Source organism: Streptosporangium sp. H16, assembly GCF_051918855.1.
Taxonomy (GTDB): Bacteria; Actinomycetota; Actinomycetes; order Streptosporangiales; family Streptosporangiaceae; genus Streptosporangium.
Genome location: NZ_JBPXMD010000009.1, coordinates 61,264 through 75,560 on the forward strand (window position 1 = coordinate 61,264; position 14,297 = coordinate 75,560).

Below are 14,297 nucleotides of genomic sequence, written 5' to 3' on the forward strand. Positions count from 1 at the left end.
TCGTGCGGGCAGTCGTGCGGGCATGAGGCCTTCGGACGGAGCCCTCGGACAGGGCCTCAGTAGGTGGGCAGGCTCGGGTCGACCGTCTTGATCCAGCTGAGCACGCCGCCGCCCACGTGGACGGCGTCGGAGAAGCCGGCGCTCTTGACGACCGCGAGGACCTCGGCGGAGCGGGCACCGGACTTGCAGTGCAGGACGATCTTCTTGTCCTGCGGCAGCCTCTCCAGCGCGGAGCCGTTGAGGAACTCGCCCTTGGGGATGAGCACGGCGCCGGGGATGGACACGATCTCGTACTCGTTCGGCTCGCGGACGTCGATCACGTAGATGCTCTCGCCCTTGTCCTGCCAGGACTTGAGCTCGGCGGCGGTGATCGTGGAGCCGGAGGCGGCCTCCTGGGCCTCCTCGGAGACCGCGCCGCAGAACGCCTCGTAGTCGTCGAGCAGCTGAGTGACCGTCGGGTTCTTGCCGCAGAGCACGCACTCGGGGTCCCTGCGGACCTTGACCGAGCGGTAGTTCATCTCCAGGGCGTCGTAGATCATCAGACGGCCGACCAGCGGCTCGCCGATGCCCGCGAGGAGCTTGATGGCCTCGTTGACCTGGATGGAGCCGATCGACGCGCACAGCACGCCGAGCACGCCGCCCTCGGCGCACGAGGGGACCATGCCGGGCGGCGGGGGCTCGGGGTAGAGGCAGCGGTAGCAGGGACCGTGCTCGGCCCAGAAGACGCTGGCCTGGCCGTCGAAGCGGTAGATCGAGCCCCAGACGTACGGCTTGCCGAGCAGGACGGCCGCGTCGTTGACCATGTAACGGGTGGCGAAGTTGTCGGTGCCGTCCACGATCAGGTCGTAGGCGGCGAAGATCTCCATCACGTTGTCGGTGGTGAGAGCCTCGTTGTGGACGACCACGTCGACCAGCGGGTTGATCTCCCTGACGCTGTCGGCGGCGCTCTCCGCCTTGGGGCGTCCGACGTCGGACTGGCCGTGGATGACCTGCCGCTGGAGGTTGGACTCGTCGACCACGTCGAAGTCGATGACGCCGAGCGTGCCCACTCCCGCGGCGGCGAGATAGAGCAGCGCGGGGGAACCCAGGCCTCCGGCGCCCACACAGAGCACCTTGGCGTTCTTCAGGCGCTTCTGCCCGGCCATGCCGACGTCAGGGATGATCAGATGGCGCGAGTAACGACGCACCTCGTCGACGGTCAGTTCGGCTGCCGGCTCTACCAGCGGTGGCAACGACACAGTTCTGCTCCCGTTTCAGGGGTCCTTGATGCGGCTGGCGCAGCACGCTCCCCTCACAACCTAACCCGGTGCCCCTGTCATTCCCCAACCGGCGCGAGGGCCGTCTCGGCGATCAGGAGCCCGGCCTCGCGGGCCACCCGCTCGGGGAACTCCATCTGGGCCACGTGCCCGGCGTCGGGCAGCAGCATCAGCCGCACGCGCGGGAACGTCCGGACGGCGCGGGCGGCCATCCGGGGGTTGACGAGGCGGTCGTGGCGGCCGTGGATGACCAGCGTGGGCGCGGTCACCATGGCCGCCTGCCGCCACAGGTTCGTCTCCCCGCGCCTGAAGTACTCGGCGACGATGCCGCGGGCCGAGTTGATCACCGCCTCCACCGCGTACGGCAGGCCGTCCCTGCGGCGCAGCTCGTCGGCCGCCTCCTTGAGCCGGTCCGGGTGGATCCGCCCCATGTCGGCGTAACACATGGCGAGCGTGACGCCGAGCCTGCGCTCGGCGGGCACGAGGGTGAGCCGGCCCGCCGCCCACTCGCCGATGCGGGGCACGGTGGACAGCGCCACCCGCGCCGGGCCGTACCGGGGCAGGAGGTCGGGCAGGGCCGGCGAGATCAGGGTCAGCGAGCGGACCAGGTCGGGGCGGGTGGCGGCGACCCGCACCGAGACGGCGCCGCCCAGGGAGTTGCCGAACAGGTGTACGGGGGTGCCGGAGACCCGCTCGATCAGGGCGGTGACGGTCCGGGCGTGGGCGTCGACGGAGTAGTCGCCGCCGGGCGGCTCCGGCGAGTATCCGGCGCCGGGCAGGTCGAGAGCGTGCCCGGACACCACTCCGGACAGCTCGCCCATCAGGTCGGTCCAGTTGGTCGCGGAACCCGCGAGACCGTGCACGTAGACGGCCGTCTCGGCGGGCCCTCGCGGCGTCGACCGCACGTGGATCCGCTGGTCGCCGAGGTCGATCATCTCGCCCGGCCATATGGGGATTGGGCTGTTCACCGCGCCTCCTCCTGTCGTTCCACTGCCTTCCACGATAGTTCGGCCCACCACACGCCAGGCAACAGCCTCCGGCTATCACAAAAGACACATAAGCCTATTTTCCCCAGATGTCTTTTATTGCATGATTTATCATCATTAACTCGGTGGCGTTTCCGCTCCGCCCCCGCCCGTCGAGCGCGACCCCGGCGGCGGAACCCCACCCACCCTCGATGAACAAAAGCGACATTGAAGACATTTCACTTCAAAACAACTAATAAGAGTTCAACACGTGCCATAAATAGATAAGAGGTTAGCAAAACCCCTCGATTCCCGTTTCTCGCCAGACATAGGTGGAAATCATGACAAGCAGGGATGGCTCATCACCGGCCATCTCTGGCAATTCCGCCTTATGCGGAAAATGTCGAAAATCGGGGTAACCGATCATTTCAAGGGGGAAACGCATGCCCAAGTTCAAGAGTGTCATCGCAGGGCTCGCGATCAGCACCGCGCTGACCGGTGGAGCCGTCGCCATGGGCGCAGCGACCACCGTCACGAGCGCCAGCGCGATGACCACCGCGATCACCACGGCCGCCTACCCGACCTGGGGCGGCGGCTGCGGCTGGCGTCGCGGCTGCGGCCGTTGCTGCGGTGGCCACCGCCACCACCGTCGTAGCCACCACCGCTTCAAGCTGATCATCAACAACCACAACAACAACGACAACTACCTGCGCAACGACAACCGCAGCGACCGCCTCCGGCCCCTGACCCTCGGTGGCGACGACGACTAGTCGCCAGGCCTGGAACCGCGCGCTCGTGCGGAGGCGCGGCATCGTCAGAGGACAGGACCACTCACGGCTCGATCCGCGATTTCCGGCGGCTTCGAAACCGTGACGGAGGGACAGGACCACCGCGTTCGCCGCGGCGCCGCCTCTCACCCAGAGACGCCGGCCAAACAGCGACAGCGGAAACTTGAGGAGAGATCCCCAGGACCCTGACCCTCGCCACAGTGCGAGTTCTCATTTCACGAAGTCACAAGCGAGGCCCCGTGGTTTCCGGACCGCGGGGCCTTCGCGCGCGCCCCGGCTTCCCGCGCACCGCCTTTCCCGTCACCGCCCCGCACTCCGCCCCCCACCCCACCCCCATCCCCGCCGCCTCGGCGCCGGTACGCGAGGGTCGCACCGGCTCACCGGCGGGCGGCGCCCCGCCCCCTTCTCCGTTTCCAAAGAACAAATCCGACATTAAATACATTTCATTTCAAAACGACCAATAGGCATCCAACATCGACGATAAATAGCTAAGAGGAGTGCAAAAGCCTTCGATGTCCGTTTGTCAGCAGACATGTGAGGAAACTATGACAACCAGGGATGGCTCATCACCGGCCATCTCTGACGTTTTCCGGTTTATAAGGAAAATGTCGAAAACAGGGATAATTAGTCCTTCCAAGGGGGAAACGCAATGCCCAAGTTCAAGAGTGTCCTCGCAGGGCTCGCGATCAGCACGGCACTGGCCGGCGGGGTCGTCACCATGGGCGCGGCGACCACTGTCATGAGCGCCAACGCGATGACCACCACGGTCACCGCCGCCGCCTTCCAGACCTGCGGTGGCTACGGCGGGCGTCGCTGCTGCTGCGGCGGCGGCCACTGCCACCGTCACCACAGCCGCAAGCGCTTCAGGCTGATCATCAACAACCACAACAACAACGACAACGAGCTGTTCAACGACAACCGCAGCGACCGCATCGTTCCGCTTCTCACCGGCGGCGTCCGCGACTAGTCGTCGACCCGAGGCCGTACCCCTGATCGGGGCGCGGTCGCAGGACGGGCTCACTCACGGCCGGATCCGCGATCGTCCGCGGCTTCGAGACCGTGACGGAGGGACAGGATCCCCGTATCCGCCACGGCCGGGATTCCCACCCGGAAACATCGGCCGAACGGCGACAGCGGGAACCTGAGGGGAGACCCCCAGGACCCTGACCCTCATTTACAGTGCGAGTTCTTCATTTCACGAAGTCACAAGCGAGGCCCCGCGGTTTCCGAACCGCGGGGCTTTCGTCCGTTATATCCCGTTCATGGCACACCCCCTGTTCTCCGCCACCTCGGAACTCCCGTCTCCACCACCTCGAAGCCGAAGCACGCAGGCGGATCGCCCGCGGCAGGGACCGGTCCCCTCCACACCCCGTCCCCTTCCCGGAGTCCTGGACCGCACTCCGGAGCCGAGGCCTCGTGGCGGCACCGAGCGGCACGCGAGAGGACATGTGCGAGCGGCACCGGCTCGCCCCCGGCGATACCCGGTCCCATTCTTCTCCGCTCCGGAGAACAAATCCGACATTAAATACATTTCACTTTAAAGCGACCAATAAGTATCCAACGTCGACGATAAATAGCTAAGAATAGGGTAAAAGCCTTCGATCTCTGTTTGTCGGCAGACATGCGAGGAAACTATGACAACCAGGGATGGCTCATCATCGGTCATCTCTAGCCATCTCTGGCAATTTCCGACTCATACGGGAAATGCCAAAAATTGGTAAATCAATCCTTTCAAGGGGGAAACGCAATGCCCGAGTTCAAGAGTGTGCTCGCAGGGCTCGCGATCAGCACGGCGCTGGCCGGCGGGGTCGTCGCCATGGGCGCGGCGACCACCGTCACGAGCGCCAACGCGATGACCACCGCGGTCACCGCCGGCACCTTCACCACCTGGGGCGGCGGCGGCTGCTGCGGCCGTCGTCACCACTACCGTCGTACTCACCACCGCTTCAGGCTGACTCTCGACCAGGACAACTGCAACCGCAACCGCCTGGAGAACAAGACCCGTTCCGACCGCCTCGTGCCCCTGGAGACGGACAACAGGCCTCCTGGCCCTCCCGGACCGCCCCTGGCTTCGGCCGCGTCCTGATCCACGCTTGACACGGGATCGGAATACGACACCGGAAACGGCTGGAACCGCGTTTCAGAGCGGCTCGGAAACCGTGACGGTGGGCTAGAAGTCCCGTATCCACCAGGGTCGCGCTCCTCCACGGAGAAACGTCGATCCGAACGGTGAGAGCGGAAGGCCGGGGAGAGATTTCCCGGGATCCCGGCTCTCGATACAATGCGAGTTATCATTTCTCACGAATTGCAGGCGGGGGCTCCGCGGTTTTCCGACCGCGGAGCCCCCGCCCTGTCATATCCGGGCCCCCGCCCTGTCACATCCGAGACATCCGAAGCCCGGCACGGGAGCCCCCCGCCGGCATTCCCCTGCCCTCCCCCTCAGGCCACCCGCCTCCCCGCAGCCACTCGCCCCCCTCCCGCCTCAGACTGCGCGGCACACCTCCCGGCCGCCCTGCCTCCGGCTCCCGGGCCCGGCACGGTTCTCCCGGCCGGACGCCTCGTCACCGGCATCGCACTCACGTTCGAAACAGGCCCTCATGGATGCGAAACGCCGTCAATGCGGCAGGTGCCGTCATGGGCAATCCGATGCCGCGTCTTTCTCGGCGCGCGGCATCCGAGGTCGTACGCTGGGCGATGTCCGACGTTTGCAGGAGCCGGGTGAGGAGAGGGAACGTGCCGGAGCCCGGATGACGACAGGGGATGTCAGACATATGAACGCGCGCGGCGACACATCGCACGGGAAAGCGGTCGACGACCTTCCCGAGGAGCTCTCCGTCGAGACGCCCGAGGCCGACGCCGCCGAGCAGCACCGGCCGGTGCGCGAGAACGGCTCCGACGTGCCCGTCGACCTCCCGGCCGAGGTGGACCCCGCCGACGCCGCCGAGCAGAGCCGCACGGTGCGCGAGGAGGAGGCGGAGTGGCCCGACTCCATCCCCCTGGAGGCCGACCCCGCGGACACCTTCGAGCAGCGGCGCACCGTCGAGCTCGACGAGGACGATTATCGCTGACCCGGGTTACCCGCGCGTAGGATGGCCACGAACGCCAGGAGCTTGACACGAGGAGACCACGTGACCGCTACCCCGGACGCCAAGCCCCGGGGCACCCGGCTGCCCCGGACGGCCCGCCGCCGCCAGTTGCTCAGCGCGGCGCAGGAGGTGTTCGTGGAGAACGGCTACCACGCGGCCGCGATGGACGAGATCGCCGAGCGGGCAGGGGTCAGCAAGCCGGTCCTCTACCAGCACTTCCCCGGCAAGCAGGAGCTCTATCTGGCCCTGCTCGACCTGCACGTGGACGACATGATCACCCGCTGTCGCGACGCCCTCGCCTCCACCACGGACAACAAGCAGCGCGTCCAGGCCGCGATCGGCGCCTTCTTCGACTTCGTCTCCAGCCAGGGTGAGGCGTTCCGGCTGGTGTTCGAGTCGGATCTCCGTAACGTCGCCCCGGTCCGCCAGCGCATGGAGCGCAACCTCCGCGAGAGCGCCGAGATGATCAGCCAGGTCATCCAGGAGGACACCGGCTGCTCCAGCGACGAGGCGCGCCTGCTCGGCGTCGGGCTCGTCGGCATGGCCGAGGTCAGCGCCCGCTACTGGATCAGCAGCAACGGCTCCATTCCCAAGGACGCGGCCACCCAGCTCATCGCCCGCCTGTCGTGGCGCGGCATCTCCGGCTTCCCCCGCACCGTCGCCGACCACTGAGAGACCCCCGGCACCGCCCGCGCTCCCGGCGCCGGCCGGGCCGGTTTCCTCCGCTCCCTCGCCGGGCGTCGAGGAATCCCGCGATGTCCCGGCCTCCCGGCCGGCTGTTCGCCTGCCGCGATCATCTGTTCGCTTGACGCGATCAACCGGCGCGTCGGCCTTCCCGTGGGGCGACCATGGGACGAGCAACCCTCATCGAAAGGGAGCACGATGGAAATCAAGATCGGCGTACGTTCCGTACACCGTGAACTCGTAGTGGAGACCGACCTCACGGCCGAGCAGCTTGAGAGCGAGATCAGCGCCGCCCTCGCGTCCAGCAGCGGTGTCTTCACCATCACCGACGTCAACGGCCGGAAAATCATCGTCCCGGTCGCCTCGCTCGGCTTCATCGAGATCGGCGAGGAGGAGGCGCGCCCCGTCGGCTTCGGCGGCACGCTCTGACGGATTCCGGGCTCGCGCCAGGTCGCCTTCGCGGCATGGCGCGGTCCGCGGATCCGGCGCGAGCGTGGCCCTCAGCCGCCCGAGCACTCGTCCCGCTCGCCGAGCCCGCAGCAGCGCGGGCGTCTGACACGGCGGAGATGCTCCCGCCCCCGGCTGATGGCCGGACAGCCCGCGCCTCCCCTGCGCAGCACGGGACGCGAAGTCCAGCGGTTCGGCCCACATCTCGTCAAGGAACTGCCATAGCGGCGCGAGGCCCTCATGTCTCGCACGCTACCGGATCCGTCCGCGGCGCTCCGGCGTTCACGCCAAAGGTGAATCGGGCTCTCCCACGTAGCGGGGCGGAAAACACCGATTCGTCACCACGGCGGACCGGCACCCGGGAGGCCGCCCGCGCCCGGTCCCGCCGGGCGGAAACGGCGGTCACGACGGCCGGAAGGCCGGTGGAGACCCGGCCGCCGCGCTACGGGCCCGGGGTCAGCCCCAGGGCGGTCATCCGCTGGCCGTGCTTCTCGGTCAGCCGGGCGAACATCCGGCTGATGTCCTCCCCTGCCGCCTCCACCAGCAGGGCCGCGAGCTCGGGCCTGGCGGCGGCCACGTGCTGTCCCTGGCTCAACGCCTCCCCCACCAGGCGCCTGGCCCACAGCGCCAGCCGCCCGGCCTGCCTGGGGTCCTCCTGGAGCGCCACGCGGACCCTCTCGACGGCGAACTGCGACCGCCCCTCGTCCGCAAGGACCTCGTCGACGAGGTTCCGCGTCTCGTCGTCCACGCCGATGGCCGCCTCGCGGTAGAAGTCGAGCGCGATCCCCGTGCCGACGTACGCCTTGACCAGAGCCTCCAGCCAGTCTCCGGGAAAGGTCAGGGCGTGCCAGTCGTCCAGCGGCCCGGTGAACGGCGCCATCGCCTTCTCGGGATCCACCCCGAGGGAGGCGAGCCGGTCGCGGAGCAACTCGAAGTGCGCGTACTCGGCCGCCGCGAGACCGCCGAGCGCCGCCTGGTCGGTCAGCGAGGGGGCGTACCGGGTGGCGTCCTCGGCGAGTCTGAGGAAGGCGGTCAGCTCGGCGTAGGCGAGGACACCGAGCAGGTCGGAGACACCGGGAGGGGAATCGGTCATGGAGGCAGCCTACGAGCTGAGCGACCTCGCGATTCACCGGGAATACGAAGAAATCGGTTCTCCGTTGTGGTATCGAGTACACTGCTCTGTGAAAGTGCGACCGCACCGTGTTAATCCGGGATATCCACTCTCGGACGCCCCCAAAAGTCGGCGTGACGCCGCAGCGGTCGCTGATGACATGAGAGGGCTGGACCTTCCGCGAGGACCCGGCACGGGGAACACGTTTTCTGCCCGTGGTCCCGGCAGGCCTGCCTTCAACGGAGATTTAGGCAGGCCAAGCTGACGACGTTCCGAGACCTCGGAGTCACCCCAGAGATCGCCGATGCCCTTGAGACCGAGGGCATCATCGCGCCGTTCCCGATCCAGGAAATGGCACTCCCCCTGGCCCTCAACGGCCAGGACATCATCGGCCAGGCGCGCACCGGCACCGGCAAGACCTACGCCTTCGGCGTGGCGATGCTGCAGCGTGTCGGCAAGCCGAGGAAGAACCGCAAGAAGCCCCGCGGGCTGGTCGTCGTACCGACCCGCGAGCTCGCCGTCCAGGTCACCGAGGACCTCGTGACGGCGGCCGGCAAGCTCGGCTCGCGGATCCTCACCGTGTACGGCGGGCGCGCCTACGAACCCCAGATCGAGGCGCTCAAGCAGGGCGTCGACGTCATCGTCGGCACCCCGGGCCGCCTGCTCGACCTGGTCAAGCAGAAGCACCTCGACCTCAGCCAGATCGGGACGCTCGTCCTCGACGAGGCCGACCGGATGCTCGACCTGGGCTTCCTGCCCGACATCGAGCGCATCATCAAGCTCATCCCCGCGGAGCGGCAGACGATGCTGTTCTCCGCGACCCTGCCGGGCGAGATCGTCGCCCTGTCCAGGCGTTACCTCACCCGCCCCACCCACGTGCGGGCCGAGAACAACGACATCGAGGCCGAGGCGACCCCGCAGACGACGCAGTTCGTCTGGCGCACGCACCGGATGGACAAGATCGAGATCGTCGGCCGGCTGCTGCAGTGCGAGGGCCGCGGGCTCACGATGATCTTCTGTGAGACCAAGCGCGCCTGCGACATGGTCGTCGAGCAGCTCAAGGAGCGCGGCTTCGCCGCCGCGGCCGTGCACGGCGACCTCGGCCAGGGCCAGCGCGAGCAGGCCCTGCGGGCCTTCCGCAACGGCAAGATCGACGTGCTGGTCGCGACCGACGTCGCGGCGCGCGGCATCGACGTCGACGACGTCACCCACGTCGTCAACTACGACTGCCCGCAGGACGAGAAGGCGTACGTCCACCGGATCGGCCGCACCGGCCGGGCCGGCAAGACGGGCGTCGCGGTGACCTTCGTCGAGTGGGAGGACCTCACTCGCTGGAAGGTCATCAACAACGCGCTCTCGCTCGCCTTCCCCGAGCCGGTCGAGACCTACTCGACCTCCCCGCACGTCTTCAGCGACCTGGGCATCCCCGAGGGCACCAAGGGCGTGCTGCCGCGCGCCAACCGCTCCCGGGCGGGCCTGGCCGCCGAGGAGGTCGAGGATCTCGGTGAGACCGGCCGCATCCGCTCCCGCTCTCCCCGCAAGGGGCGCGAGGACGACTCCCGCAGGGGACGCGAGGACGATCGCGAGGAGCGCCGCGAGCGCCCCGCGCGCACGTCCCGCGAGCGCCGTCGCACCCGCGGAGGCCGTACCGGCGAGGAGATCCCCGCGCCGGTCGTGGCCGAGGAGGTTCAGCCCCCTGTCGTCGAGATCGCCGAGGTGGAGACGGACATGGCAACCCGCAGGGACATCCGTGACGAGCAGCCCGCCGAGACCGCGCCCCGCAGGGGCCGGGCTCGCAAGGCCGGGCTGAACCCCGAGGTGAGCCTCGTCGGCACGGCAGAGACCCCGGCGACCCCGGCGACCCCGGCAGCCCCGGCAGCCCCGGTGGCCGCGGTTCACGCCGAGCCCGCGGCGGAGGAGCCGGTTCGCCGGCAGCGCCGTGGCAGGCGCGAGCAGCCGGCGGACGTCCCGGCGACCCCGGCGATCTCGGAGGCCCCTTCGGCTCCGTCGTGGACCGCGGAGCGGGTGGCGGAGTTCACGGATCGCGGAGAGGACGACGACACCATGGCAGAGCGCTGGGACGACGAACCCGTGGTGGAGGCCTCCAAGCCCCGGCCGCAGCCCGAGAAGATCATCCCCCCGAGCCCGTTCGCGGTGATCTTCAAGTCGCCGGACCTCGCGTCGGAGGACGACGAGATCGCCCCCTCGGCGGCCTCGGAACGGGTGCAGAGCCGTCGCCGCCCGCCGGTGCGCGGCGGCCAGCAGCAGCGGGGAACGCGTCGCCCCAACTAGCAAGTGTCACCATGAGAAGGGGCGCGACCATGTCGGTGGCGCCCCTTTTCACGCTCCCGACCCCTCCCGGACGCACGGAGCGATGTCACCAAGAGAGGTATCGTGGGGCCACGTGAGTACGCCGCGTTTTCTGACCCTGCCTCCTGGCGTCCGCTCTCGCCAGATCGAGACGGCGGTGGGCGCCTTCGCCGTACTGGAGGCCCTGCCCGTCAGCGGCATTCCCGAGCGGTGGCCCGCCCTGCTGGTTCCCGGCCTGACCGGCAGCAAGGAAGACTTCATCGCGGTCCTGCAGACGCTCGCGCAGTCGGGCCGTCAGGTCGTCGCGATCGACATGCGCGGCCAGTTCGAGACGAGCGGCCCTGACGACAGGAGCGCCTACACCTGCGCCGCGCTCGGCAACGACGTCGACGTCCTGGCCCAGGTGATCGGCCACGGCGGCCCGATCCACCTGGTCGGCCACTCGTTCGGCGGCCTGGTCACCCGGGAGGCGGTCATCGACGGCCGCACCCGGTTCGTGTCCTACACGCTCATGAGCTCCGGGCCCGCGGCGATCGTCGGGCCCCGCGAGCGCGCGGGCCGCTTCATGATCTCGGAGTTGCCCGGCGTCGGCCTGGAGCACCTGTGGCACACCCGGATGGAGCCGGAGGCCCTGGCCTCGGGGGTGTCCGACGAGATCATCGCCTTCCTGCGCAAGCGGCTGTTCGCCAACTCGCCCGTCGGCATGATCACGATGACCGAGGAGGTGCTCTCCGCGCCGGACCGGTGCGACGATCTCACCCAGGTCGGCATCGACACCCTGGTCCTGTACGGCGAGCACGACGACGGCTGGCCACCGCGCATGCAGTCGGAGATGGCCCGCCGCCTGGACGCCGACTGCGTGGTCGTCCCCGGCGCGGCCCACTCCCCGGCGGTGGAGGCCCCGGAGACCACCGCCGCCGCCCTCATCCGCTTCTGGAACGCCGCCGAGAGCCGTCTGAGGAGCTGAGCCGGGGACCCCGTTGGACGGGCCGCCGGCCGCCGTGTAAGCATGTGCCGACCATGGCGAGCATCGAGGACATCGTCGTCCAGCCCCCGCACACCGTGACGTGGCTGGTGCACATCGACCGCTCCATGTGGATCGGCGGGGTCGGCGGCCTCATGCTCCAGGCCCTGCACCCGCTCGCGATGCGCGGGGTCTGGCAGAACTCCGACTTCCGGCGGGATCCGTTCGGGAGGCTGCACCGTACGGCGGACTTCGTGGGCAGGGTCACCTTCGGCAGTCCCGCGGAGGCCGACGAGATCGGCCGCCGCGTCCGGGGGATCCACCGGCGGCTGCGCTTCGACGACCCCGACACCGGCCGGGTCCGCCGGGTGGACGACCCGGAGCTGCTGCTCTGGGTGCACTGCGCGGAGGTCTCCTCCTACCTGTCCGTGGCACGGCGGGCGGGCCTGGGGCTCAACGACCGCCAGGCCGACCGCTACCTGGCCGAGCAGCGCCGCAGCGCCACCTATGTCGGTCTGCACGCCGAGGACGTGCCCGGCTCCGTGGCGGAGCTGGACGACTACCTCGCCTCGACACGCCCGCTGCTGAGGGTCACCCCCGAGGCCGTGTCCACGGTCCGCTTCCTGATGTGGCCGCGCCTGCCCGCCGGGCTGCGCGCCCTCACCCCCGGCAAACCCGCCTACTTCCCCTTCGGGGCGCTCTGCTACTACGCGCTGCCCGGCTGGGCCAGGCGGATGTACGGCGTGCTGCCCGAGGTGCCGCCGGGCGCGGTGACCGCGGCGCTGAGGGCGTTCCGGCTGGCCATGGACACGCTTCCCGAGCGCGTCCACGACCGGGCGTTCATGCCCGCCACCCGCGAGATGCTCGCCCGCTCGCGCGAGCGGCTCGGCGCGGCGGGCTACGACATGGCGGGAGGGCTCAGGGGACTGACCGATCCGCGCCGCTGGCCGTCCCGGCCCTCCTGACGGCACTGACGGCACTGACGGAACGCTCTCGCGAATGCGACCGCGGCCCCGGCCCGGTCGGGCAGGTCTCGCGACTCAGTCGGCGAGGGCGGCCCAGGGCTCGCGGTCGTCGCCCGCGGCCTGGCCCTCGGGGCAGTGGCGGCGGAAGTCGCACCACGAGCACAGCGGGCCCGTACGGGGCGGGAAGACCGCGTCGATCTCGGGGGGCACCGCGGGCGGGGTGCTGTCGCCGTCGCCGCGCGCCCTGGGCGGGGCGGTCCCCCTGGGCCGGGTGGTGGCCGACCACTCCTTGTAGCGCTCGTCGGCCTCGGAGGCCTCGACGGCGATCTCCTCGGCGTGGCCCAGGTGGCGGGCCAGCGACTCGTCGGTGTGCTCCCACTCCACGATCGAGGCGGTCGGCAGGTGGTGCAGCTCGACCCGGTGGCAGGGGCGGCGCATCATCCGGGAGGAGGCGATGGCGTAGATCGCCAGCGCGAGCGAGGAACGGGCGTCGTCGGTGCTCAGCGGGCGGCGGCCGGTCTTGTAGTCGACCACGACCAGCTCCTCGCCGCGCCGGTCGAGCCGGTCCACGCGGCCGGAGAGCGCCACGACGGAGGTGCGCGTGGCGACCGTGCGCTCGACGCCGACCGGCTCGGCGGACGGGTCGAGGCTCGCCACGTATCCGGAGACCATCTCCCCGGCCCGGTCGCGCCAGGTCCGCGACTGCTCGGCGTCGCGGAAACCCTCGTTGATCCATCCCCTGGTGAGCAGGCTCGCCGCGACCTCGGGCGTGCGCCGCTCGTACGGCTCGCGCCACCAGGCGGCCAGGGCGTTGTGCACGCTGGCGCCCACGCTGTTGTGGGCCCACGGCGGGCCCTTCTGCGGCGTGGGCCGGTCCAGGTAGGTGAACCGGTAGCGGCGGGGGCAGTCGAGCCAGTTGTTCAGCCGCGACGGCGTGCAGGCGTAGAGCCGCCGCGGCATGCCCTCCAGGGGAAGCTGGTCCATTTACAGCAGGTCGTTCCGGGGATTCAGCCGGATTCCCGCCGCGCGCGTGCCGTCGGTCAGCGGACCCTCCTCTTCCGGCGCCTCGGGGCCGCGGGTCAGCGAGCCGGAGAGCCAGGCGTCGAACTGGGGCTCCAGATCGCCGATGGTCGTCTCCTCGCCGTGCGCGGGCAGCACCCGGGTGCGGTGCGGCAGGGTGAACAGCCGCCCGCCGATGGCGGTCAGCTGGTCGGCCAGGGCGGGATACTCACCACCGATCCTGCCGGGGCCGTCGGCCTGGAGGGTCTTGCCGGTGAAGACCACGTCCAGGGCCTCGCAGTACAGCGACACGCCGCCGTGGGAGATGCCCGGGGTGGACATGACCTCCAGCTGGACGCCGCCGACCTCGAACAGGCCCTCGTCCTCCATGTCGATGTCCGGCCAGGTGTCGGGCCAGGTCAGCCGCCACAGTGGCCGGTCCTTCGGGTGGAGTGCGACCACCGCCTCGTCTCTGGCCGCGACCTCGATGGCCGCGCCCACGTGGTCGGGCAGGCCGTGGGTGCAGATGATCGCCAGCACCTCACGCTCGCCGACCTTCTCCAGGATCTTCTCCGCGTCGCGCGCGGCGTCGATGACGATGACATCCTCGTCGTCACCCAGGATCCACGTGTTGTTCTCGACCTTGTGCTCGACGCCGTCGACATCGACGACGCCCTCGGTCACCACTCGCTCGATACGCGCTGTCACGCTTCCGAACTTTA

The 14,297-nt window shown here is 69.5% G+C and carries 14 protein-coding genes; 9 read left to right on the forward strand and 5 right to left on the reverse strand.

The window, feature by feature from the left end; genetic code table 11:
* Positions 1–56: 56 nt before the first annotated feature.
* Positions 57–1,238, reverse strand: a complete 1,182-nt coding sequence (gene moeZ, locus ACTOQ2_RS17050; RefSeq protein ID WP_440068511.1) for an adenylyltransferase/sulfurtransferase MoeZ — start codon at positions 1,236–1,238, stop codon at positions 57–59.
* A gap of 77 nt (positions 1,239–1,315) precedes the next feature.
* Positions 1,316–2,224 (reverse strand): alpha/beta fold hydrolase, encoded by a 909-nt coding sequence (locus ACTOQ2_RS17055; RefSeq protein ID WP_440100521.1) that lies wholly within the window; start codon positions 2,222–2,224, stop codon positions 1,316–1,318.
* A 440-nt stretch (positions 2,225–2,664) separates the two neighbouring features.
* Between ACTOQ2_RS17055 and ACTOQ2_RS17060 the strand changes: the two genes are divergently transcribed.
* From ACTOQ2_RS17060 to ACTOQ2_RS17085, 6 genes are all read left to right on the forward strand, one after another.
* Positions 2,665–2,991 carry a hypothetical protein gene (locus ACTOQ2_RS17060; RefSeq protein WP_440100522.1) on the forward strand — a complete coding sequence of 109 codons (327 nt, stop codon included), beginning with the start codon at positions 2,665–2,667 and terminating at the stop codon, positions 2,989–2,991.
* A gap of 667 nt (positions 2,992–3,658) precedes the next feature.
* Positions 3,659–3,976 (forward strand): hypothetical protein, encoded by a 318-nt coding sequence (locus ACTOQ2_RS17065; RefSeq protein ID WP_440100523.1) that lies wholly within the window; start codon positions 3,659–3,661, stop codon positions 3,974–3,976.
* Between the two features lie 780 nt (positions 3,977–4,756).
* Positions 4,757–5,095, forward strand: coding sequence for a hypothetical protein (locus ACTOQ2_RS17070; RefSeq protein WP_440100524.1), 339 nt, complete (start codon positions 4,757–4,759; stop codon positions 5,093–5,095).
* A gap of 685 nt (positions 5,096–5,780) precedes the next feature.
* Positions 5,781–6,077: a hypothetical protein gene (locus tag ACTOQ2_RS17075; protein WP_440100525.1), complete on the forward strand. Its 297-nt coding sequence runs from the start codon at positions 5,781–5,783 to the stop codon at positions 6,075–6,077.
* Positions 6,078–6,137: 60 nt separating this feature from the next.
* A complete protein-coding gene (locus ACTOQ2_RS17080) occupies positions 6,138–6,767 on the forward strand; it encodes a TetR/AcrR family transcriptional regulator (protein WP_362685409.1) in 630 nt (209 codons plus the stop codon).
* A gap of 210 nt (positions 6,768–6,977) precedes the next feature.
* Positions 6,978–7,208 carry a DUF3107 domain-containing protein gene (locus ACTOQ2_RS17085; protein ID WP_440068504.1) on the forward strand — a complete coding sequence of 77 codons (231 nt, stop codon included), beginning with the start codon at positions 6,978–6,980 and terminating at the stop codon, positions 7,206–7,208.
* A 460-nt stretch (positions 7,209–7,668) separates the two neighbouring features.
* Here ACTOQ2_RS17085 and ACTOQ2_RS17090 read toward each other — a convergent pair whose 3' ends face one another.
* Complete coding sequence (locus ACTOQ2_RS17090; RefSeq protein WP_440100526.1) at positions 7,669–8,319, reverse strand: ferritin-like fold-containing protein; 651 nt, start codon at positions 8,317–8,319, stop codon at positions 7,669–7,671.
* Positions 8,320–8,688: 369 nt separating this feature from the next.
* On the opposite strand from ACTOQ2_RS17090, the gene ACTOQ2_RS17095 reads away from it, so the two are divergent.
* The 3 genes from ACTOQ2_RS17095 to ACTOQ2_RS17105 all read left to right on the forward strand — a co-directional run bounded on the left by ACTOQ2_RS17095 (position 8,689) and on the right by ACTOQ2_RS17105 (position 12,576).
* Positions 8,689–10,629, forward strand: a complete 1,941-nt coding sequence (locus tag ACTOQ2_RS17095) for a DEAD/DEAH box helicase (protein WP_440100527.1) — start codon at positions 8,689–8,691, stop codon at positions 10,627–10,629.
* 112 nt (positions 10,630–10,741) lie between these two features.
* Entirely contained in the window at positions 10,742–11,614 is an 873-nt protein-coding gene (locus tag ACTOQ2_RS17100; protein ID WP_440100528.1) for an alpha/beta fold hydrolase, read from the forward strand.
* 53 nt (positions 11,615–11,667) lie between these two features.
* Positions 11,668–12,576, forward strand: a complete 909-nt coding sequence (locus ACTOQ2_RS17105) for an oxygenase MpaB family protein (protein ID WP_440100529.1) — start codon at positions 11,668–11,670, stop codon at positions 12,574–12,576.
* Positions 12,577–12,651: 75 nt separating this feature from the next.
* Here ACTOQ2_RS17105 and ACTOQ2_RS17110 read toward each other — a convergent pair whose 3' ends face one another.
* Entirely contained in the window at positions 12,652–13,560 is a 909-nt protein-coding gene (locus tag ACTOQ2_RS17110; protein WP_440100530.1) for a RecB family exonuclease, read from the reverse strand.
* Positions 13,561–14,283, reverse strand: a complete 723-nt coding sequence (locus ACTOQ2_RS17115) for an MBL fold metallo-hydrolase (RefSeq protein ID WP_362685388.1) — start codon at positions 14,281–14,283, stop codon at positions 13,561–13,563.
* Positions 14,284–14,297: the final 14 nt, after the last annotated feature.